The sequence below is a fragment of the Mycobacterium pseudoshottsii JCM 15466 genome (assembly GCF_003584745.1).
Classification (GTDB): Bacteria; Actinomycetota; Actinomycetes; order Mycobacteriales; family Mycobacteriaceae; genus Mycobacterium; species Mycobacterium marinum.
This window is the reverse complement of record NZ_AP018410.1, coordinates 471,084-492,833: the sequence shown is the minus strand read 5'-3', so window position 1 is coordinate 492,833 and position 21,750 is coordinate 471,084. Positions and strand designations below refer to the sequence as shown.

Annotated in this window: 14 protein-coding genes and 1 pseudogene; 5 read left to right on the top strand and 10 right to left on the bottom strand. The window is 65.2% G+C overall.

The features are described from left to right. The first annotated feature begins 8 nt into the window (after window positions 1-8). Genes MPSD_RS02315 through MPSD_RS02310 form a run of 3 tightly spaced genes read left to right on the top strand, consistent with a single transcriptional unit; the run spans window position 9 to window position 5,606 of the window. On the top strand, window positions 9-4,052 hold the full coding sequence (locus tag MPSD_RS02315) for a non-ribosomal peptide synthetase (protein WP_265339066.1): 4,044 nt from the start codon (window positions 9-11) through the stop codon (window positions 4,050-4,052). Then, on the top strand, window positions 4,042-4,875 hold the full coding sequence (locus tag MPSD_RS30095; protein ID WP_262491566.1) for a condensation domain-containing protein: 834 nt from the start codon (window positions 4,042-4,044) through the stop codon (window positions 4,873-4,875). The genes MPSD_RS02315 and MPSD_RS30095 overlap by 11 nt, the downstream gene beginning before the upstream one ends. A gap of 5 nt (window positions 4,876-4,880) precedes the next feature. Continuing rightward, window positions 4,881-5,606: a thioesterase II family protein gene (locus MPSD_RS02310; protein ID WP_036426990.1), complete on the top strand. Its 726-nt coding sequence runs from the start codon at window positions 4,881-4,883 to the stop codon at window positions 5,604-5,606. Window positions 5,607-5,787: 181 nt separating this feature from the next. Here MPSD_RS02310 and MPSD_RS02305 read toward each other — a convergent pair whose 3' ends face one another. Both MPSD_RS02305 and MPSD_RS02300 read right to left on the bottom strand, forming a co-directional pair. After that, window positions 5,788-8,757: a protein kinase domain-containing protein gene (locus MPSD_RS02305; protein ID WP_223161626.1), complete on the bottom strand. Its 2,970-nt coding sequence runs from the start codon at window positions 8,755-8,757 to the stop codon at window positions 5,788-5,790. A gap of 194 nt (window positions 8,758-8,951) precedes the next feature. Then, window positions 8,952-11,936, bottom strand: coding sequence for a protein kinase domain-containing protein (locus MPSD_RS02300; protein WP_086084879.1), 2,985 nt, complete (start codon window positions 11,934-11,936; stop codon window positions 8,952-8,954). A gap of 608 nt (window positions 11,937-12,544) precedes the next feature. Here MPSD_RS02300 and MPSD_RS02290 point away from each other — a divergent pair. Further along, window positions 12,545-13,120, top strand: a complete 576-nt coding sequence (locus MPSD_RS02290; protein ID WP_020785131.1) for a nitroreductase family protein — start codon at window positions 12,545-12,547, stop codon at window positions 13,118-13,120. 25 nt (window positions 13,121-13,145) lie between these two features. Further along, window positions 13,146-13,502, top strand: a complete 357-nt coding sequence (locus tag MPSD_RS02285) for a DUF6092 family protein (protein WP_015354139.1) — start codon at window positions 13,146-13,148, stop codon at window positions 13,500-13,502. Between the two features lie 81 nt (window positions 13,503-13,583). On the opposite strand, the gene MPSD_RS02280 is transcribed toward MPSD_RS02285, so the two are convergent. The 8 genes and pseudogenes from MPSD_RS02280 to MPSD_RS02245 all read right to left on the bottom strand — a co-directional run bounded on the left by MPSD_RS02280 (window position 13,584) and on the right by MPSD_RS02245 (window position 21,716). Beyond that, window positions 13,584-14,552 (bottom strand): NADPH:quinone oxidoreductase family protein, encoded by a 969-nt coding sequence (locus MPSD_RS02280; RefSeq protein WP_020785132.1) that lies wholly within the window; start codon window positions 14,550-14,552, stop codon window positions 13,584-13,586. A gap of 4 nt (window positions 14,553-14,556) precedes the next feature. Beyond that, the gene (locus MPSD_RS02275; protein ID WP_011742271.1) at window positions 14,557-15,417 is read right to left on the bottom strand and encodes an SDR family oxidoreductase; all 861 of its coding nucleotides are present in this window, start codon (window positions 15,415-15,417) and stop codon (window positions 14,557-14,559) included. 72 nt (window positions 15,418-15,489) lie between these two features. Continuing rightward, the gene (locus MPSD_RS02270; protein ID WP_020785133.1) at window positions 15,490-16,974 is read right to left on the bottom strand and encodes an aldehyde dehydrogenase family protein; all 1,485 of its coding nucleotides are present in this window, start codon (window positions 16,972-16,974) and stop codon (window positions 15,490-15,492) included. A 149-nt stretch (window positions 16,975-17,123) separates the two neighbouring features. Further along, window positions 17,124-18,059, bottom strand: a complete 936-nt coding sequence (locus MPSD_RS02265; RefSeq protein ID WP_012392340.1) for an SAM-dependent methyltransferase — start codon at window positions 18,057-18,059, stop codon at window positions 17,124-17,126. Further along, a complete protein-coding gene (locus MPSD_RS02260; RefSeq protein ID WP_086084892.1) occupies window positions 18,059-18,991 on the bottom strand; it encodes a class I SAM-dependent methyltransferase in 933 nt (310 codons plus the stop codon). Before MPSD_RS02260 ends, MPSD_RS02265 begins: the two co-directional genes overlap by 1 nt. 22 nt (window positions 18,992-19,013) lie before the next feature. After that, complete coding sequence (locus tag MPSD_RS02255) at window positions 19,014-19,946, bottom strand: class I SAM-dependent methyltransferase (protein WP_086084880.1); 933 nt, start codon at window positions 19,944-19,946, stop codon at window positions 19,014-19,016. 144 nt (window positions 19,947-20,090) lie between these two features. Further along, the gene (locus MPSD_RS02250) at window positions 20,091-20,726 is read right to left on the bottom strand and encodes a TetR/AcrR family transcriptional regulator (RefSeq protein WP_086084881.1); all 636 of its coding nucleotides are present in this window, start codon (window positions 20,724-20,726) and stop codon (window positions 20,091-20,093) included. Further along, window positions 20,726-21,716, bottom strand: a pseudogene (locus MPSD_RS02245) (pirin family protein). The gene MPSD_RS02250 and the pseudogene MPSD_RS02245 overlap by 1 nt, the downstream one beginning before the upstream one ends. Window positions 21,717-21,750 lie beyond the last annotated feature (34 nt).

Genomic DNA, 21,750 nt, shown 5'->3' with positions numbered 1-21,750 from the left:
TCGACCGAATGAGCGGTGGCGGCAAGGAGTTGTGCTCGCAGCGGTACTTCAACCTGCTCGGCGATATCGACGCGGTGCGGCTGCGCAAGGCGCTCGAACTTCTGGCCCGGCGGCATCCCTCGCTGGCCACCATATTTCCCGAGCGCGACCAGGGTGTCGTGCAAATCATCGGGTCGCCGGGCCGGGTGCAGATGCACGACCTGCGTGACCGCGACGCAGCCATCCGCGAACAGCTGGCGCAGGACTTGATCGACGCCGATGCGCGCCGCCCGATCAATATCGCGGTCGATCCGCCGTTTCGGGCGATGATCATTCAAATCGACGACGACCGGCTGATCCTGGGGATGAATTACCACCACATCGTCGCGGATTTCTGGGCCGAAGCCCAATTGTTCGGCGAGCTCTCGGCGATCTACGCCAACCCGCGTCATGGCGCGTCAGGCCCTGGCCGGGACATCACGATGAGTGAGCTGGCTCGGGCGCAGGTTGCGAGATCGGCTGGGCCGCATAACAAGCAGAGCCTGGCGTATTGGGACCGCACCCTGACGGGCATGCCCGCGCGCCTGGAACTACCCACCGACCGGCCGCAGACCACTAGTCCCTCGTTCCGTGGCGCCCGCGTCAGTCTGCAGTTGGAGAATGACGTCCGGATTGAGCTCGATGAGGTTGCCGGCCGCCTGGACGTGGATCGCTCGACGATCATCTTGGCGATGTGGCAATACCTGCTGCACCGCTACACCAGCCAGGACACGGTGGTCGTCGGCGTGCCAACCCCGAACCGGCCGCCTTCGGTGCCGTCGACGACCATCGGATACTTTGCCGACCTGTCGCCGATTCGCGCCGACTTCGCCGAGGGCTTGACGCTGGCGACACACGCCGCCCGCACGGCCGCGCGTCTGGGCGAGGCGCGCGCCCACGGCGATGTGTCTTTCGATGACCTACTGGAGCGGTTCGGCCCGCAACTGGCCAAGTCCGCACAGCTGATCGAGGTGTCCTTCGTACCGGAAATATCGGGCTCGTCGGGCCCGGTGATCGACGGTGTACGAGTAACCGCCGTGCCACACGATCCCGGCCGCGCCTTGTTCAAGTTGGGGCTGAGCGTGGAGCCCGACGCTGCGGGCGGCCTCCACCTGGTCTTCGATTTCAGCGTCGCGCTGTGGAACACCGACACCATCGAGCGGATGGCCGGCCACCTGGTCACCCTGTTGAAGTCCGCGCTGGCTCAACCGCGGATCGCGCTCGCAGGCTTCTCGATGTTGACCGATGACGAGATCGACGAGTTGGAAGTCCTCGACGCACGCCGCGACATTGCTCCGGCCTACCCGACGCTGCACCGCGGATTCGAGGTGCAGGCCGCAGCACACCCGGACGCAACGGCCGTGCGGTTTGCCGGCCGTGACCTGAGCTATGCAGTTCTTGACGCCGAGTCCAATGCCCTGGCCGCCCTGCTGATCGATAGCGGGGTCGCACACGGCGACAAGGTGGCACTGCTGCTGGAGCGAACCGACCGCCTACCGGTCGCGATCCTGGCCATCCTGAAGACCGGCGCTGCATACGTGCCCATCGACCCGAGCTGGCCAGCCGCACGCGTCGAGCTCGTCTTGAGCGATTGTGGTCCGTCGATGATCGTCACCGAGTCAGCCCTGCGGCACGTGGTGTCTGCACATGGCGCGCCAACGATCGAGGTCGACGTCATCAGTGCAACCCCCGCCCCAGCACGGCACGTCGAGGTGTCCGCCGACGACACCGCCTACGTGATCTACACCTCGGGTTCGACCGGTCGGCCCAAGGGCGTTGCGGTGACCCATCACAACGTCGTGCGGCTATTCAGCGCGACCGACGAACTCTTCGAGTTCAACAGCGACGACCGGTGGACGATGTTCCACTCGGTGGCGTTCGACTTCTCCGTGTGGGAGCTCTGGGGGGCGCTGCTGCATGGTGCGTGTGTGGTGGTCGTGCCCTACCTGGTGACCCGCAATCCCGCGGAATTCCGCGAGCTGCTGTCCAACGAGCGGATCACCGTGCTCAGTCAGACTCCGTCAGCGTTTCGTCTGGTCCGAGACGCCGACGCCGACATTGAAGGTGCCGCGAGCAGACTTTTCCTGCGGTATGTGATCTTCGGCGGGGAGATGTTGACGTTCGCGGACCTCATCCCGTGGGTCAAGGCCCACGGTGATGAGCATCCTGAGTTGATCAACATGTACGGCATCACCGAGACCACGGTGCATGTCACATTCCGCCGGCTGATGCGCGCCGACATCTTCGGTGCGCACAGCTCCATCATCGGTCGCCCGGTACCTGACTTGGAGTGTCTGCTGACCGATTCGGTGGGCAACCTGGTCCCCTACGGCGTGCCAGGTGAGATCTGCGTGGGCGGGCCAGGCCTGGCGAATGGCTATCTTGGGATGCCCGAACTGACCGCGCAACGTTTCATCGAGCACCCGTTCCGCGCGGGCGAGCGACTCTATCGGTCCGGGGATAGCGGTCGACGGCTATCCAACGGGGAGATCGAGTATTTCGGCCGCTTGGACCACCAAGTCCAATTGCGCGGTTTCCGCATCGAACTCGGCGAGGTCGAGACGGCGGTCCTCGGACTCGAACAGGTAATGGCTTGCTACGCGATGGTCCGGACCGAGGGCGGCGAACCCCGCCTGGTGGCCTACGTTGTCACGCGTGGGGGCGAGGAACTGCCGGTTGCCCAGACCCGCCGAGCCCTCACTTCGCGTCTCCCCGACTACATGCTCCCGTCGTCCTTCGTCACCTTGGAATCCTTGCCGCTGACGGTCAACGGAAAGATCGATCGAGCGGCCCTTCCAGCGCCCAGAGAACCGCAGGCCCGGACTGGTCCGAGTGCGCCGGCGGCAGGTGACACCGTCGAAGAGCTCACGGTACGAATTGATCTCAACGACACGATCCGGATAGCGCGGGACGCGACCATCAAGCTCATCAAGAAGTCGACGGATGACGTGGGGCCGGTGCTCGACCGGATCTGCGGTGTGTTCGCCGAGGTCTTGGAGCTGTCCTCGGTCGCCGCCGACGACAACTTCTTCGACATCGGCGGCGACTCGATGATGGCCGTGCGGGTATCGGCCAAGGCCAAGGCCCTCGGTCTGCAGCTGTCAGTCCAGGATGTCTTCCGGCACCAGACGCCCGCGGAACTCGCCACGGGGCTGGTACCAACCGAGACACCGCAGCAACCGGCGAGGATAGAACGCAAGGCCAAGCGGCTGCTGGTCCCGGAGGGCCCGGAAGGTGCCTTGCCCGCCGATGTAAGCGACGCCTATCCGCTGTCGGCGCTGCAGGCCGGCATGCTCTTCCACAGCCGCATCGACGGGCCGAGTGTGTACCACGACGTGGTCAGCTACCTGGTGCAGTCGCCGTGGGATGAGAACGCGTTTCGCTCGGCGCTCTTCGAGATGACGCTGCGCCATCCGATCCTGCGCACAACGTTTGATTTGTCGGCTTATTCGGTACCGCTGCAGCTGGTGCACGAGTCCGTGTCGACGCCGCTGAAGGTCTTCGATCTGTCCGGTCTGACCGAGGCCGAACAGGAGGCGTCGCTGTCGGAGTGGATGGAAACTGAGGCCCGTCGCCCGATAGAGTGGCGCACTCGCACGCCGCTGGAGTTGATAGTCCATGTGCGTGGCGAGGACCGGTTCGACATGAGCCTGAGTTTCCACCACGCCTTGCTCGACGGGTGGAGCGTGGTGGAGTTGCAGCGCGACTTGCTCTGCAGCTACGACTCTTTCCGGACCGCCGGGCAGCCGCCGACCCGCGAGCGTCTGCAAACGCACTTCCGTGACTTCATCATGCTCGAGAGCGAGGCAGAGGGCAGCCCGTCGCGGGCGTTCTGGCGACACCAGTTGCAGGGGCTGATCCCGTGTCTTTTCCCGGCCACCCGCTCAGGGACCAGCCGCCTCGAGGTGATATTCCACGAGTTGCCAAGCGAGGCTGAGGGGCGCCTGCGCGATCTGGCACGACAGCGGCGAGTAATCAATCAAGAGCACCCTTCTTGCGGCGCACCTGGTGGTCATGGGCCGGATGGCGGCTAGCGATGATGTGGTGACCGGACTGGTGGTCAACGGCCGCCCCGAGACCGAGGACGCCGAGAGTGTGCTGGGCATGTTCCTCAATACCGTCCCGCTGCGGATCAGATTGAACGCTGCGAGCTACGCGGCGCTCCTCGACGGCGTGTTCGCCGCGGAGCACGATGGCCTGCCCCACCGCCGGGTGCCGCTACGAACGATTCAACGCGACAACGGCATCGGAAGGCTCTTCGATACGGCGTTCAACTACGTGGATTTGGATCCCGCGAAGGCCGAAGACTCCGTAACCGAACAAGCCACGGTGCTGCGCCGCAAGATAATTGAACACACCAATCTGCCGTTCGTCATCGTCTTCAGTCGCGAAGCGGGGGCGCTCGGAATAGGGGTGGAGTTCGATCCTCGATTGCTTGCCGCCGATTACGTCCACATGATCCTCGAGGCCTACGAGGAAGCCATCGCCGCGCTCGCGGACGGGGGATCGGCGCCGCTGCCTGATTTCGCCAGCGAAACACGACTGCACTGCCTGCACGCCAGTCGTCGGGTCGCGCTACGCCAGGCCGCCAACGCGCAAGCCGCGGCCCGCGCACATCTAGGGCGAATCTGGGAGGACGTCCTGGGTAGGCCGGTGGGTGCCCACGACAGTTTGCAGGACAGTGGCGGCGACTCGATTCAGGCGTTGGTGGTCAGTGAGCGCATAGCGGTGGCGTTCGGTTGCGAGCCGCCGCTGCGAGAACTTCTCAATGGAGCCACCGTCGAGCGACTCAGCTATTGGCTGGCACGACCGCATGGTGCACCCCCGAAGGGTGCGACCGCCCGGCGCAGCGGCTGAGCGTGATGCCGCCGGCGCTCCGGGTCTACTGTGTCCCGCACGCGATTGGCAGTGCGTCGCTCTATGGTGAGTGGTCTGACCGGTTGCCGTCCTGGGTTCGGGTGGTGCCGCTCGAGTACCCGGGTCACGGGCGGCGGTTCGGCCAGCCGCCACTGACCGCCATCGGCGAGATCGCCTGCGTGTTTGCTCGAGAGCTCGCGGCTGATCTTGACGGACCGTACGCATTGTTCGGGCACAGCATGGGCGCCCTGGTGACTTTTGAGCTGGCCCGAGAACTGAGGCAGCAACGCGCGCCGCTGCCGGTGAAGCTTTATGCAGCGGCCAGCCGCCCCCCGGTCGTTTTTTGGCCCCCTAATCGTGGGCAATATCTTTCGGCCTTGTCCGACAGTGCGCTGCTCAGCCGCCTCAACAGCTTCGGAGGTACCCCCAGCGAACTCTTGCACAACGCTGAGTTGATGGATCTCATGCTGCCGATCGCGAGAGCCGATCTGACCGCCTGCGAGGAATATCTGTACCGCCCGGCACCGCCGTTATCGTGCCCGATAACAGCACTGGGCGGGGTTGGCGACGTCACCTTCGACCAATCCGAGCTGACCCGATGGGGCGAAATGACCAGCGCGACATTCGAGGTGGTGGCCATGCCCGGTGGTCATTTTTTTGTCCGTACCGCAGCCGCCCTGTTGTCCTGGCTCGCCGAGGACTTTCGACGCGTGCTCGGATTTTCGCGCTGACCGGCCGGGCCGATAAGCATCCAGACTGCGATTGCCGCGAAAGGGATACGCGTATCCCAGGTCTTGGACACCGATCTCGCCGCGGCGCCCACCCGTGATGGAGGCGCCCGCTGCGCCCGGCGAATACCCACCCCATGGCGAGGAGCCGGATCGCCTTGCGGCCGGGAAGGAAAGCTCCGCGCTACGGCTCGGTCAGCGCAACGTCCGCCGCCTCGTCGAAGCTCAGCGACTCACCTTCGACGCAGGCAGCCTCAAAGACGGCGTCGGATAGCTCTTCCCGTGCCGCGCGTTGGCACTGCTGGTGCATGGACCCCACCAGCGCTATGACGGTGGATCCCGCTCCGCTGGAGCGGCTCAGCGCGGCGGCCGCTGCCATCAGCACCACGGCACGTCGCAGGTTTCCGTTGGCCCCGGCGGTCCAGGCCAGCCCCTCCAGGTAGCTGGCCCCCGACCAGGGATCATCGATCACCTGGCACAGTTTCAGGCCCTCCCGCAGGCTGCGCTCGGCGGACCCGGTGTCGCCCAGCATCAGGTGGCTCACCGCCAGGGCGCTCAAGGAGTATGTCCGCATCTGGACTTCGACACGCGATTCGGACACCGAGTGGGCTTTCTCCGCCCAGCGCAGTGCGGGTTCAGGATCGCCAACTGCCAAGTGGCGCAGCGACATCAGCCACATGCCGAGCACTTGCAGCTCAAAGTCGCCCGCGGCCAATCCTTGCTCGGCATCGGTCTGGACCTGCTCAACCTGCCCTTGCAGCAGAGCGCCGAGGCCCCGCGCAACCCCGAGCAGCGATTCGGCAATGGGGTCGGGCACCGCCGCGCCGTGTTCGTGTGCTTGCGCCACACATGATTGTGCGGTCGGCCAGTCAGTCTGTAGGACGGCAAACATTGCGAGGGCGGCAAGGGCGGCGATCCGTGCACCGGATGGCTGAGCGGAGGTCGTCGTGCTCAACGCCCGCTCCACCCAAAGCCTTCCGACCTGTAATTTCCCTGAGGCGACAAAGAGATTGCGGAGCTTGGCCGCCATCAGCAGGACGCTCTCCGGAGCCTTTTCCAGCCCGAACTGCAGCGCCTCCTCGATATTGGGAAGTTCGCTGCGCAGGCGGTGAATCCAGTCGACCTGCTTTTGACTGAACCATTCGAGGTGAGCCTGGGTCACCAGCCGCTCACACCAGTCGAAGTGTGACTGTTGCAGGCCTTGGTACTGCTCAGCGTCGATGCGTGAATTGCCATACTCACGCATCGTGCTCAGCAGCCGAAACCGCACCGCACCATCATCTTCGGTGCGAATGAGGATCGACTTGTCCACCAGTGCGCAAAGTTCGTCGAGCAGGTCGTCGGCGTCCATGTCTTGCGGGGCGACGTATTGGGCCGCGTCGAGGTCGAAGCTGCCGGCGAACACCGATAACCGCGCCCACAACTGTTGTTGGATGGGCGTGCAGTGGTCGTAGCTCCAATCGATGCAGTAGCTCAAAGTTTGCTGACGGGTTGGTGCGCCGCGCTGGCCACGGGTCAGCAAGCCAAAGCGGTCCGAGAGCCGGTCGGCGATCTGCTCGACCGACATGGCACGCAGGCGTGCGGCGGCCAACTCGATTGCCAACGGCAATCCGTCGAGCCGCTCGCAAATACGGGCACCCGCGGCCGCGTTGCGCTGGGTCAAGGTGAAGCCGGGTCGGGCAGTGCGGGCACGCTCCACGAACAAAGCCACGGCGTCATAGCGGGCTACGCTGCTGCGGCTGGAAACGGACGCTGCGTCAGGGTAGGGCAGTGGGGACAGGGCCAGCACCGCCTCCCCGCCGATACCGAGGAGTTCGCGGCTGGTTGCCAGGATGTGCAGCTGCGGGCAGCCTTGCAGCAGTGTGTCAATGAGCTGGGCGGCGTGGTCGATGACGTATTCGCAGCCATCGAAGATCACCAGCGCATCGCGTTCGGCGAGGGCGTCGGTGAGCACCTCGGTCAGCGGTCTTGCACCCTGATCCCGAATACCCAACATGCGCGCCGCCAGCCCGGCCAGTAGCGCCCCGTCGCTGAGCTCGCCGATGTCGACCAGCCACACGCCATCGTGGAAATGGGACACATGTTCCCCGGCAGCCTGCACCGCCAGGGAGGTCTTGCCGACCCCGCCCACCCCGGTCAAGGTGACCAGTCGCGACGTCGAGATCAGGGCACCAAGCTCGGCGAGTTCGGCCTGGCGCCCGACAAAACCCGCGAGCTTCGCGGGCAGATTTCCTCGAGTTTGTCTTGCCGATACGTGCCAGGCTGATTCGCTTGAGACGGAGGTGGACCGCTTGCCGCCCTCCAGCGCCATTGCGTCGACGGCCTGGCCATGGGCGGCCTGCAGACTCTGAATCGCCTCACCAAGCTCGACCATGGTGGGTCGAGCCGCTGGGTCACGAGACAGTGCCCTGTTCACCACCGACGCGACGTCTTCGGCGACGTCATACTCGGCTAGATCGGGAACTGGATCGTTGGCCACCCGGAATATCTGCGCGATCACCGATTCGCCCTTGCGGCGCTCAAAGGGAGCGTGACCGGTCAGCGCGCAAAACAGCGTCGCGCCCACCCCGTATACATCCGACGCACGATCGGGTTCACCGCCGCGAGCCAGCTCGCTGGCGGTAAAGGCCGGGGAGGCGGTGAACAGGCCGGTGGCTGTTCTGAATCCGCCGGCCATGTGGGCGAGCCCGAAATCGGTCAGGGCGGGCTCGCCGAAATCGGTGAGCAACACATTGGCCGGTTTGATATCCCGATGCAGGATATCCAGCCGGTGTGCCGATTCCAGCCCCGCCGCCAGGGCGACGCCGAGCTGCAAGACGTCCGCCAACGATAGCCGGCCCAACCGACTGATTTCGGTTTGCACGGAACCCCGCCGGCAATACGGCATCACCAGGTACGGGTGGCCGTCGCGGGTTTCACCGATCTGGAGCACAGAGACGATGTTGGGATGCCCGGTCAGCTTGGCCATCGCCCGCTGCTCACGCTCGAAGCGAGGCCGGTTCTCGTCAAGGTCGATGGTCAGCACCTTGATCGCCACTACCCGATCCAGATCGACTTGCCGGCAGCGATACACGACACCGAAACCGCCGCGACCGACTTCCGCGGCGTCGGCAAAGCCATCCACGTTGAGCTGCTCAGCCAGAGGGTTGATCAAGCCACACGCCTTGCGTCGAACAGTCTTGCTCGCTAATTGACGAGTGTAGTGATTCTGTGACCGGTTCTGACCGCGATTCACCGATTCGATCGGTGCGCGATGTAGCCGACCCCGACCACTATGAGCGGTCCGATGCGTCGCGGCTTGGTCAGTGCGGCGGGCACGCCACGCATGGGCCGGCAAACTTCAGAGAGCTACCATTCGTGGCCCAACGCAAAAGCCACTGCCTCATCGAAGGTTAGTGATTCTCCCTGAATGCGAGCGCTTTCAAACTCCGTCTCGGATAATTCGGCGCGGGCCCGACGTTCGCAGTCGGCATGAAATGGACCCATCACAGCAAAAAATGTTGTGCTGGAACCGGTAGTTATCTGGCTGATCGTGGCGGCTGCCGTCATCAGGACCACCGCGCGTCGCAGATTGTTGTTGGCCGCCGACGTCCAGGCCATCCCCTCCAAGCATTGGGCGCCAGCAAAGGGGTAGTCGCTGGCGCGGCACAGCTCGAGGGCTTTCCGGAGCGCACTATCGGCGTGTTCAACATCGCCCCGCGTGAGCCAGCCGACTACGAGTGCACTCACAGTGAACGTCCGCATCTGCACCTCGTGGCGTGATTCGGCCAAGGCGTATGCCCGTTCAGCCCAGTGCAGCGCCTGATCGGCGTCACCGACCAGCGCGGAGTGAAATGACATCACCCACATGCGCCCAATTCGGACCTGGTAATCGTCATAATCGCCGGTGATGGCAAGTCCGCGTTCGGCACTGACGCGGGCCTGGTCGATTTCGCCGCGCAGTAAGGTCGAGAACCCGTCGTAGCCGCAGAACAAGCCATCCATCTCGGGATAAGGCTCGAGCTCGAGCAGGTTGCGGGCCTCGGCCAACCACTGCGTCACGGCCGGCCAGTCCATCTGAAAGTAAGCGAAACCGACTCCGGTGGTAAGCCCCCGGATCCGGTTCTTTGTTGAGCTCTCGGGGGTAGCGCTCAATGCCCTATCGAGCCAGCGGCGGCCCTCCTTCAGTTTGCCGGAGACAATAAAGAGCATGCGCAGGTCGGCGACCATTTCCAGGGCGGTGTCGGGGGCATGAGTCAGGCCGAACTGCAGGGCTTCCTGGACGTTGGGCAGCTCGCGGCGCATGCGGCGGATCCAGTTGACTTGGTGCTCGCTGAACCATTCGGCGTGGGCCTTGGCCACTAGTTGCCGATACCCATCGAGGTGGCGTTGCCGTAGGAGCTGGTGGTCGGCCGCGGTCAGGCACGATGCGCCGTATTCGCGCAGTGTGGCCAGCAGTCGAAAGCGCACTTCGGCGTCGTCGTTGTTGTCGATGCGGCTCAGGATCGACTTGTCGACCAGTTCGCAGAGCTGGTCGAGCAGGTCATCGGGGCAGGTGTCGGGGGCGCAGACGTGGTGGGCCAGGTCCAGGTCGAAGCTGCCGGCAAATACCGAAAGGCGCGCCCAGAGTTGTTGTTCGGCAGTGGAACAGCGCTGGTAGCTCCAGTCGATGCAGCAGCGCAGAGTTTGTTGATGCGTCGGCGACCCGCGGTAGCCGCGGCTGAGCAGCGCGAAGCTTTCGGAGAGCCGGGCGGCGATCTGTTGCACCGACATGGCACGCACGCGCGCGGCGGCGAGTTCGACGGCCAGCGGGACCCCGTCGAGGCGCGAGCAGATGAGCGCAATGGCGCCGGCGTTGTGCTCGGTAAGGGTGAAGCCGGGCCGAGCGGCTTGTGCCCGCTCAACGAATAGAGCTACCGCGTCGTAGTCGGCGAGAGCGGCTCGGCTGGTGCCGGTGGTGGTGTCTGGGTAGCGCAGCGGGGAGACGGCGAACACGGCTTCGCCGTCGAGGCTGAGTAGTTCGCGGCTGGTCGCCACGATCTGTAACCTCGGGCAGCCGCGCAGCAGGGTGTCGATGAGCGCGGCGGCCTCGTCGATGACGTGTTCACAGTTGTCGAACACCAGCAACATTTCGCGTTCGCCGATGGCGTCGACCATCACCTCGGGCAGCGCCCTGCTGCCCTGATCGTGGATTCCCAGGGCGCCCGCGGCCAGCCCGGGCAGCAGGGCGCCGTCGCGCAACTCGCCGATGTCGATCACCCACACCCCGGCTGGGTAGTCGGCGGCCCGGGTGCGCGCGGCCCGCAGCGCCAGGGTGGTCTTGCCGACCCCGCCGACCCCGACCAGTGTCACCAACCGCGCGGTCGAGAACAGCTCGGCCAGCGCCGCGAGTTCGGCGGCGCGGCCGACGAACTCGCTCAACGGAGCAGGCAGGTTGCCCCGGACTCGCGGCGGCGGCACGGGTCGGGCGGCGGCGGTCTTGCCCGTGTGCTTGGCGCCCTGCAACGCCATCGCGTCGATAGCCAAGCCGCGGGTGGCCTGAAGCTCTTGCAGCGCCTCGCCGAACTCAACCATGGCCGGGCGGGCAGTGGGTTCGGGTGCGAGCGCCGCGCCAATCACCACGGCTAGGTCGTCGTCAACGCCGTATGCGCGCAGGTCGGGCGCGGACTCGGTGGCGATGCGCAGCAGCTGCGCCATGAGCACTTCCCCGTCGCGGCGGGCAAACGGTGGTTGGCCGGTCAACGCGCAAAACAGGGTCGCTCCCAGCCCGTAGACGTCTGAGGCCTGGTCGGGTTCTTTGCCGCTGAGGACTTCCGGGGCGGTGAAGTCCGGGGTGGCTGAGAAAACGCCGCTGGCGGTGTGGAATCCGCCGACCATGTGGGCGATCCCGAAATCGGTCAGGGCCGGGTCACCGAACTCGGTGAGCAACACATTGGCCGGTTTGACATCACGATGAACGATGCCGAGCCGGTGGGCGGATTCCAGACCCGCGGCTACCGCCACCCCCAGCCGCAGCACCTCGCTGACCGCCAACCCGCCGCACTCGGTGATCACCTCCTGCACCGATCCGCGCGAGCAAAACGGCATCACCAGGTACGGATAGCCGCCGGGCGTGTGCCCCACCTGCAGCACCGAGACGATGTTGGGGTGGCCGGTCAATCTGGCCATCGCGCGCTGCTCACGCTCAAAACGTGGCCGGTTCTGTTCCAGATCAGCGGTCAGCACCTTGACCGCCACCACCCGATCCAATTCCACCTGCCGGGCCCGGTACACCACCCCGAAACCACCACGGCCCACCTCGACCGCGTCGGCAAACCCATCCGCGCCCAACTGCCCGATCAGCTGACTAACCATCCCACGATCCGCAATCGCGCATCCCGCCCTCGTCGAGCAATCACCCTGAGTAAACGCCGGTTAAAGCACTCTACCCGGCCATCGGCCGGTTCCTCGTCTCACCAAACCTTCGTCCAGCAGGTGCGCGCGGATCGGGATGTTGCCGGCTCGGCGATAGAAATTCACGTTCGCCTGGACAACACTCGCGCCGGTCTTGGACGGGCGGATTCCGCCGCGGTGGGCGGTGCTGGCCAACCGACTCTTCAATCTCAGACGGATAGTTGCGATTTCGTGCAGCAACTCCGAGGTCTCTGACCGCTACAGCACTCGGTGGCCCCACCAGAGGCATCAACCATTGCGACGATGACTCGACCGCACCCGGCAAACACCCTCCGCCTGGCGCGTCAGGGTGCCAAGCATCACGGTCTGTGATAGTCAGGAAGCGGACAGCCCAAGGTTCGGCACGAATCCTTGACCTGGTGGCCAGCGGCGACACGTGATGCGCGCGATCTCGATGACGTTATGAGAAGTCATGACGTTTGCGTCGCTGATTATCTGGCGAAGCGCTGTCGGCTTGGCGGGCTGGCGGTGGAGGGGCTCGCTCAGACTTTGGACCGGGCTGGAGGCATATGGGTACCAGTGCTGATCACGACCACAGAGATCTGAAATTGTGGGACGCCTTCCGTAAAAGGCGCACTCACCGCGACTTCGAGCAAACAGAGCTTTCGACTGAAGCAATCGGTGCCCTGGTCGAGGCGGCGGCAAGTGCCCAGACATTCCGGCCGGGAGTTCGTCACATCGTCGTGGTTACCGAGCCCGCCTCGGTCGCAACACTCGGCGACGTCGTGCCCGGCTGGGTCAGCAACGCAACGGCGGCCATTGTTCTGTGCACCGATGTCGACAAGGCGGCTGCATTAGCGGGATCGCGCGCGGTGGACATCTACACGAAACTCGATGCGGGTGCCGCCCTGGCGCATATCACCCTCGCAGCAGTCGGACTCGGCGTCGGAATCTGTACCGTCGGCAGCTTTACCGAGGGCGCGGTCCAAGCGGTACTGGATATTCCTGATCACATTCGGCCAGATGTCGTCATCGGCATCGGTATTCCGATCCGCAACCCACTGCCCGCCCCGCCCCGCGCCGCGTTCCAACCGGGGGTGCATTACAACCGGTTCGGGAAGCCGACCGAGAGCACCGCACCATGAATTGTGTAGAAGGGCGGGGATTTCCGTGAAGAAGCCCACACAGGACGAACTCGTCTCCATCGTCGCGTACCTTCTTGGATCGGCGGCGCTCACAGATCAAGAGGCGCCCGCGATTACCGCACTGCACTTCGTCGGCGCCGGCATGCGAATCCTTGAAATCGTGGCGCAGGAGACCGATGACGATTTCGCACAGGCGAAGATGAAAACGATCGAACAGCGAATACAACAGGTGCTCGGCGATCCGGCCGCGCTGTCGGAATACCTTCACTGCATCGCGAAGGAGTTCGCCAAAGAGGTCGCGAACCGACGCCAAGTAGCAGCGGGTTCCGGGCTGCCCAGCGATCGGGCGACCGAATCGCCCACCGAGCCACCAACCTCATAGCATCGTTGCCTTCGCGGCCTCGTCGTCCCACCTCTGTCCGACGAGCCGCAAATCACGCCGGCACGGGCCGGCCCCCACCCGCTACGGCTCCAGAACGATCTTGCCCAGCACGGCGCCGTCGGCCAGACTCTGCAGCGCGGCTTGCGCCTCGCTGAGCGGAAAACGCTGCGGCGGAGGCGGTCTCAGCCCCAGGGAAACCAGGTGATTGAGCCCCCAGGAGAACAAGTACACCGAACCGGGCACCCGGTTGAGGTATTCGCCCCACGCGACACCCAGCACGCCGACGTTGCGCCGCAGCAAGCGATTGACCGCGAGCGTCGGGATGCTGCCCGCGGCGAAGCCGATCGCCACGAGCTTGCCGTCGATCGCCAGCGCGCGAATCGCATCATCGAAGACCGGGCCACCAATCGGGTCGACCACGATATCCACGCCCCGCCCGTGCGTGTGCTTGTGCACCTCCTCGACCCAGCCCTCGGTCAAGGGCAGCACCACATCGGCTCCCACCGAGGCGACATAGTCGATCGCACCCTCCCGGTGCACCACGGCTATCACCTGGCCGGCGCCCATCGCCTTGGCGATCTGGATGGCCGCCGTGCCAACTCCGCCGGCACCACCGAGCACCAACACCGTCTCACCCGGCCGCATCGCGGCCCGGCGAGCCAGCGCGAAGTACATGGTGTTGTAGTTGACCAGCAATGACACCGCTTCGGCGTCATCGAGTTCGGCCGGGCTACGCACCACGTTGGAAACCGGAACCGCCACTTGTTCGGCGTAGCCACCGAGTACGCCGAACGCCGAAACCCGTTCTCCTACCCGAAAGCCCGACCTCGCGGGCGCCGACCGCACGACACCCGCGGTTTCCAGCCCCGGCACGAACGGCGGCGGCAGCTTCAGTTGGTATTCGCCCTTGGTCAGCAGCAGATCCGGAAAGCACACCCCGGCCGCCCGAACATCGATGACGACGTTGCCGCCGCCATCTGAGACGTCGTCTACCTCGGTGTAGACCAGGCCGGACGGACCAGAAAGCTCTTGTACGACACAAGCTTTCATATAGTTACAGCTTGAATCCGGCTTTTTGCGCGCCGGACAGATCGGTGATCTGAGCCCACTGCGCCGCAATGTCCTGCACCGACGGCGGCGTCTGGAAGTTGGCGCCGTCGTTCTGGAACAGCGCGGCGCGCTGCACCTTGCCGCCGCCGACGATGAACACCGACCCGTTGTCGGCGCACTCCTCGGTGCACAGGTAGGCCACCACGGGCGCGACGAATTCCGGCGTGAGCTTCTCGAGCACCTCGGGGGGCATGATGTCTTGGGTCATCCGGGTGGCCGCGATCGGGGCCACCGCGTTGGAATGGATGTTGTACTTGGCGCCCTCCAGCGCCAGGGTATTGATCAGGCCAACCAGCCCGAGCTTGGCCGCGCCGTAGTTGGTCTGCCCGAAGTTGCCGAACAGGCCGCTGGTGGAGGTGGCAACGACGACCCGGCCGTAGCTCTGCTCGCGAAAGTGTGGCCATGCCGCGCGGACGACGTTGTAGCCGCCGTAGAGATGCACCTTCAACACGGCGTCCCAGTTCTCCGACGTCATCTTGTGGAAGGTTCCGTCACGCAGGATGCCGGCGTTGCTCACCACACCATGCACGGCGCCGAACTCGTCGAGCGCGGTCTTGATGATGTTCGCCGCGCCGTCTTCGGTGGCAACACTGTCGTAGTTGGCGACCGCGCGACCGCCACCCTCGCGGATCTCGGTAACAACCTGATCGGCCATCGCCGATCCGGCGCCCGTGCCGTCGCGAGCCCCACCGAGGTCGTTGACGACCACGCTGGCTCCCTCTCGGGCAAGGGTGAGCGCGTATTCGCGGCCCAGTCCCCCACCGGCTCCGGTGACGACGACGACGCGATCCTGTACTCCGGGCATCAGGTTCCTCTCTGTTGACACGGTCGGGTTCGGCCCGGCACCAGGCCGAAGCCGTTGGGCATGGGCGTCAGGCTAGAACAGCCGGCGAGCCAGCTTGAAGGCCCGCTCGGTGTAGGGCGGGTAGATGATGTTGGAGAGGTCGGGGCGAGTCGGCTTGGTCAACACCGACTTGCGGTGACTGAACTCATCGAAGCCCCACTTGCCGTGGTAGGCGCCCATGCCCGAGGCGCCGACACCGCCGAATGGCAACTTCGCCGTCGACACCTGGAAGGCGAGGTGGTTGACCATCATGCCGCCCGCGGGCACCTCGTTGATCACCCGTTCGCGGATTTCGCGCGACTTGGTGAACAGGTATGCCGACAACGGCTTGGGCCGTGAGTTGACGAAACCGATGGCATCATCCAGCGATTTGACGGTGAGCACCGGCAGGATCGGCCCGAAGATCTCGTTGGTCATCACCGGACCGCTCGGATCGGGGTCGACGACCACGGTCGGCTGAATGCGCAGGCTCTCCGCCGTGCACTTGCCGCCCACCTCAACCTTGCACTTACCCCCGGCCTTGGCTTCGGATTCGGCAGCCGCGATGTAGCCGCTCAACCGGTCGAACTGGCGCCGGTTGACGATCCGCAGCCCGTCGGGGTCGTCTTGGGAGCGGAACTTGGTGACGGCGGCGCCGATCTTGCCCACGAGTTCGTCCCGAATCGTTGCGTCAGCCAGCACGTAGTCGGGAGCAACACAGGTCTGGCCGCCGTTGAGCAGTTTGATCCAGGCGATCCGCTTGGCCGCGACATCGATGTCGGCGTCCGCGGCTACGATCACCGGGCTCTTGCCGCCGAGTTCGAGGGTGACCGGGGTCAGATGCGGCGCGGCGCCTTCGTAGACCTTGCGGCCGATCTCGGTGCCGCCGGTGAACATCACCCGATCCAGGCCCTGCCCAATCAGCTCCTGGCTCACCGCGCCGTCGCCTTCGATCACCGCAATCGCGTCACGGTCCAGATAGCGGGGCACCAATTCGGCCATCAAACGCGACGATGCCTCGGCGATTTCGGAGGGTTTGAGAACGACGGTGTTGCCGGCCGCGATCGCACCGACCGCCGGACCCAGCGTCAGATAGAACGGATAGTTCCAGGCGCCGATGATCAGCACGGTGCCGTACGGCTCGTACTGCACCCAGCCCCGGCCGGGCAACTGCGGCGCTTCGAGCAAGACGTGCTTGCGCCGCATCCACTTGCGTACCTTCTTGGCCGCGTACTTCGCTTCGGCGATGGTCGTTGCGATGTCGGCGATGAACGCCTCTACCGGGTTGCGGTCCAGATCCTCGACCAGCGCTTTGGTGATGGCGTCTTCGTTTTCCTCCATCAACCTTTGCAGCTGCAGCAGTTGCTGTTTGCGCCACTGCACGTTGCGGGTCCGCCCGGAGGCAAACGTCTGGCGCAGCCGGGCGACGGTGGCACCGACATCGGTTGGCTTGGAATCGTCGGACGGGGCTCGAACTCCGCCGGCTCCGTTTGCTCCGCGCTCCTGAGCTTTGGCTGCAACCGATTCGGTGGTCATCATTGTCCTTCCCTTCCGGCGGTGCCCAGGCTACGTCGCGTGGTCGCACACCGGTGATAACCGCGATCCTAGTCACCCGGCCAGCGCAGCAATAGAAAGATCGTGCCGGATCCGGGCATCCGCCCGCACAACGCCAACGGTCGACGGATTCGTCAGGGCTTACCCGCGGTCACGAAACGGTTGACGAACGGCCCTTCCTGCGAGTGCGCCGTCCGGCCCAGCCGGAGGGCTTCCGCGCCCGCCTGGACCGAATCCGTCGTCCAGCCGTGCGCGGCGAACCAATCGGCGGGGTCGGGCTGGCCTTCGTCGTCGAACCACAGGTCAAAGGGATCAAACGAGGTGTCCTGACCGCGGGCCTGGCGCTTGGCGCGCTGCCGGGCCCACCTCTGGGCCCGTTCTTCGGCCGCTCGGCGAGCGTCCTCGTCTACCCCGAACATCTCGACGGCCACCCGGCTGCCGGTCGCACTGTTGGCGTCGATGGCGGTGAACAGCGCGTGTTGGGCGGCCGCCGGCAGAAACGGCAGCAGCCCTTCGGCCAGCCAGGCCGTCGGAAGCGACGTCTGAAAACCCGCGTCACGTAACGCCTGCGGCCAATCGTGGCGCAGGTCGACCGGTACCGCCCGCAGCGCAGCGACCGGTGCGGCGCCATGGCGGGCCAGGGTGTGTTCCTTGTAGTCCAGCACCTTGGGCAGATCGATCTCGTAGACCGTGGTACCGCCCGGCCAGTCCAGCCGGTAGGCGCGGGAATCCAGACCGGCCGCCAGAATGACCACCTGGCGGATCCCGGCCGCTACCGCATCGATGAAGTAGCTATCGAAGAAGTGGGTGCGCACGGCCAGATAGTCGGTCATCTGTTGGGAGTCGACGGTGAAGTCGGGATCATCGTCGTCATCGGTCTGCGCCCACCAGGCGGCGACCTGTTCGCGAACCGCCGCCAGCTCGGGGGTGGAGACCAACGGCTCGGCGAACTGGTCACGGATCAGTGGGGTCTCGCTGGCGGTCTCGGCGGCCCGAGCCAGCGCGACCATCACCGCGGTCGCTCCGACACTGGTCGCGATGTCCCAGGAATCGTCGGCGGTGCGCGGCATTACAGCCGTTTCGCGGTCACGAAGTCGGAGTAGGCCTGCTTGTCGTCGGCCATCGGCACGCCTTCGACCCAGCGCCCCACCCGGTGCATCTCGTCGCAGGCGTTCTGGGCGTTGGCCCGCCAGCCATGCTCGTTGAGCCACTGTCCGAGCAGCGCGCGGTCCGGGTCGTGGTAGATCAGCTCGTGCACGTCGATGGTTTGTTCGAGGCCGAGTGTCTGGGCGACCTTTCTGAATCGCTCCCGCATTTGTTCGCGCCGCTCATCGGCGTGGTTGCCCGCGGTTTCGGCCGCAATGCGGCTGCCCGCGCAGCTGAGTTCGCCAATTTGGGTGAACAGCCGGTCTTGCGCCTCGGCGGGCAGGTACATCAACAAGCCCTCGGCCAGCCATGCGGTTCGCGCACTCGGATCGAACCCGGCGGCGCGCAGGGCACTCGGCCAGTCCTGGCGCAGGTCAATGGCCACCTCACGGCGCTCGGCCGCCGGCGTTACCCCGTTTTCGGCCAGGGTGGCCGACTTGTAGGCCAGCACCTGAGGCTGATCGATCTCGTAGACAGTGGTGCCCGCCGGCCAGTCCAGCCGGTAGGCGCGCGAATCCAGTCCCGACGCCAAGATCACGACCTGCCGGATCCCGGCCGCGACCGCGTCGGCGAAGTAGGTGTCAAAGAAGTTCGTCCGGACCGCCTGGTAGCTGCGCATGTGCTCGACGGTGGCGGCGGTTTCGGCATCGATGGCCTCGACTTTGGCCACCATCTCCTGATCGAGCATCGCTTCCCAGATGACGCCGGCATTGGCGTTGGTGACCAGCATCCTGGCGTACGGGTCGCGGATCAGCGGCTCGGGCTTGCTGGTTTCGACGGCCCGGGCCGCTGCCACCATGACAGCGGTCGCGCCGACGCTGGTTCTGATGTCCCACGTGTCGTCGTGGGTGCGCATTGTGCTCATCGCGTCCTCCGCTCTATCGCGAAATCTCGAGTGATGCTCGTAGCAGTGTGGTCGTGATCGCCTCGTCCACCAGGTCCTCGGGAACCGGCCGACCCAGCCGGGCCATCTCTTCCCGGTTGCTCACGCTGTACACCTGCCAGCCGTGATTGGCCAGCCATTCGGCCGCGTCCGCGCGGCCCGGTTCACGATAGCTCAACGCCTCGACGTTGATGTCCAGACCCAGCCGGTCGCGCATCCGATTCCAGCGTTGCTTGTTGCCGGTCAGGTTCATCGTGAACGACTCGACGGCGATGCGGCTGCGCGGCGCGCTGAGGTCCGTGATCATCTCGAAGAGTCGGTCCTGGGCATCGCCGGGCAGATATGGCAGCAAGCCCTCGGCCAGCCACGCCGTCGGCCGGTCCCGGTCGAATCCGGCGCGCAGCAGCGCGGCCGGCCAGTCCTCACGCAGATCCACCGCGACCCCATGTCGTGTCGCGGCGGCGGTCACCCCGTGTGATTCCAGGATCTGGGCCTTGTACTCCAATACCTTCGGCTGGTCGATTTCAAAGACCACGGCCTCGGGCGGCCAGTTCAAGCGGTAGGCCCGGCAATCCAGCCCCGCAGCCAAGATCACCGCTTGCTCGATCCCGGCACCGGCAGCGGCAGCGAAGTACTCATCGAAGAAGTGGGTACGCACCGCCTGGTAGTCACAGCCGAGCCGGTGCAGACGTTGCCCGTGCGGGTCGTCATCGAGCCAGCCGATGTCGGGATCGGCCAACCGGGCCCACGCCGGGCCGGCCGATGACACCAGGATCGGGGCGAACTCGTCGCGAATCAGGGGATTGGCACCGGCCGTCTCGACCGCCCGGGCGGCGGCGACGCCCAATGCGGTCGCGCCAACACTTTCGGTGACGGTCCAGCTGTCACCATCACTACGCAGGGAGTCGACCTCATCAAGTTCTGTCATGACCAAACCATGCTACCTAGTAAGTTAGGCAACCTATACTCTGTGTGGCCCAGGTCACGGCAAGCGGATCCACCGTTGGGGCTACAACCGGGCCTACACCGGCAATTGGCCAGTAATCCAGCAATTACGCCTGCGACCGCTCCGCTAGGACCGCGGCTTCCACAGCGTGCCGGCCATCATCTTGCACAGCGTGTCCAGGATGTTTTCCATGTCCCGGTAGCTGCCCACAAACCCGGCATAGAAGCCCACGCCGCACAGCAGGAGCAACAGCGCCTCCGCCAACTGAGACGCGTCAACCCCCGCCTCGAGCTCCCCCCGCTGGATCGCATCGCGAACGGCGGTGTCCAGAAATTCGCAGGTGGCCGCGACCGCGTCGTGGTCACTGCGCCGCAATTCCGGATGCCGCTGCGATTCGAGCACGGCCGTGGCCAGGAACGCCGTGGTGGCGGGATGGGAGGCATCGGCCTCCTTCGCCACCATCACGAACGTGCACAGCTGCCCCAGCAGGGTCTGCACCGAGCGAGCCCGTTCAACACCGGCGGCGACGACCAGTTCGTTGGTCTGAACCACCACTTCGCGATACAAAGCCTGCTTGCTGGCGAAGTAGTGATTGATCGCCGGCCGGGTCAAATCGGCACTGACAGCAATCGCCTGGAACGTCGCCCCGTCATATCCGCGTTCACTGAACACTTCGCGGGCAGCACCAACGATGCGCCGGCGGGTGTCGTCAGCTTTCGCGGCGGGGGGACGGCCTGGACCTCGGCTGGCCGTTAACTGCATCACTCAAGTGTGCCACCGCCGCGATGCGGCTCCAGCGCGTTCGCCGGGATGCTACGGAACTTCCCAGATTGATAATCCTCGAAGACCTCGATCACTTCGGCCTTGGAATTCATCACAAACGGCCCGTAGTGAACGACCGGTTCCCGGATCGGACGACCGCCCAAGATGAGCAGTTCAAGAGCCGTACCACGATATTTGTCCGGCGCAGAGTCGGCGACGACGGTAATCCGGTCCCCGGCACCCATGACCGCCAGTTGCCCCAGGTGAATTGGGTGGCCGGCCGGCCCCACCGCGCCACGGCCAGCCAGAACGTACACCAGCGAATTTAGATCACGCTGCCATGGAATGTTCAGCTGAGCACCAGCGTGGACAGTCGCGTGCGCGAGGGTGATCGGCGTATGGGTGATTCCGGGCCCGCGATGGCCGTCGATCTCGCCGGCGATAATGCGAACCAGAGCCCCACCATCCGCGGACGCGAGCAGCTCAACGTCGCCGCCTTCGATGGCCTGATAGCGCGGTGGCGTGAACTTCTTTTTCCGCGGCAGATTCACCCACAACTGAATGCCGTGGAACGTTCCGCCGCGCAAGACGGTATCGACAGGCGGTGTTTCTATATGTAGGACGCCCGATCCGGACGTCATCCATTGCGTCGCACCGTCGGTGATCAGGCCTCCGCCGCCATGAGAATCCTGGTGCACGAGTTTCCCGTCGATCATGTAGGTGACCGTCTCGAACCCTCGGTGCGGATGCCAGTCGGTGCCCCGAGGCTCTCCCGGCTCGTACTCCACTTCGCCGATCTGGTCCATGCGCACGAACGGGTCCAGGTCGGCCATGCCGACCCCCGCAAAGGCCCGGACCACCGGGAATCCCTCACCCTCGTAGCCGCGCGGGCCGGATGTGTGTGATCGAACGGACCGGACGCTCCGTGTCGACGGGCCGGGGCGGACGCACCCGGGGCAACGTGAGCGTGTCTGCGGTAACAGCGGGCATCACTACCTCCTATTCAAACGACTACCGGTATAAC

Bases quoted from the DNA above. Each gene is read 5' to 3' on its own strand.
- MPSD_RS02250 (WP_086084881.1), bottom strand. From the start codon at position 20,726: ATGCAGTTAACGGCCAGCCGAGGTCCAGGCCGTCCCCCCGCCGCGAAA.
- MPSD_RS02275 (WP_011742271.1), bottom strand. From the start codon at position 15,417: ATGCCCGGAGTACAGGATCGCGTCGTCGTCGTCACCGGAGCCGGTGGG.
- MPSD_RS02255 (WP_086084880.1), bottom strand. From the start codon at position 19,946: ATGACAGAACTTGATGAGGTCGACTCCCTGCGTAGTGATGGTGACAGC.
- MPSD_RS02270 (WP_020785133.1), bottom strand. From the start codon at position 16,974: ATGATGACCACCGAATCGGTTGCAGCCAAAGCTCAGGAGCGCGGAGCA.
- MPSD_RS02265 (WP_012392340.1), bottom strand. From the start codon at position 18,059: ATGCCGCGCACCGCCGACGATTCCTGGGACATCGCGACCAGTGTCGGA.
- MPSD_RS02260 (WP_086084892.1), bottom strand. From the start codon at position 18,991: ATGCGCACCCACGACGACACGTGGGACATCAGAACCAGCGTCGGCGCG.
- MPSD_RS02300 (WP_086084879.1), bottom strand. From the start codon at position 11,936: ATGGTTAGTCAGCTGATCGGGCAGTTGGGCGCGGATGGGTTTGCCGAC.
- MPSD_RS02280 (WP_020785132.1), bottom strand. From the start codon at position 14,552: ATGAAAGCTTGTGTCGTACAAGAGCTTTCTGGTCCGTCCGGCCTGGTC.
- MPSD_RS02290 (WP_020785131.1), top strand. From the start codon at position 12,545: ATGGGTACCAGTGCTGATCACGACCACAGAGATCTGAAATTGTGGGAC.
- MPSD_RS02315 (WP_265339066.1), top strand. From the start codon at position 9: ATGAGCGGTGGCGGCAAGGAGTTGTGCTCGCAGCGGTACTTCAACCTG.
- MPSD_RS30095 (WP_262491566.1), top strand. From the start codon at position 4,042: ATGGCGGCTAGCGATGATGTGGTGACCGGACTGGTGGTCAACGGCCGC.
- MPSD_RS02310 (WP_036426990.1), top strand. From the start codon at position 4,881: ATGCCGCCGGCGCTCCGGGTCTACTGTGTCCCGCACGCGATTGGCAGT.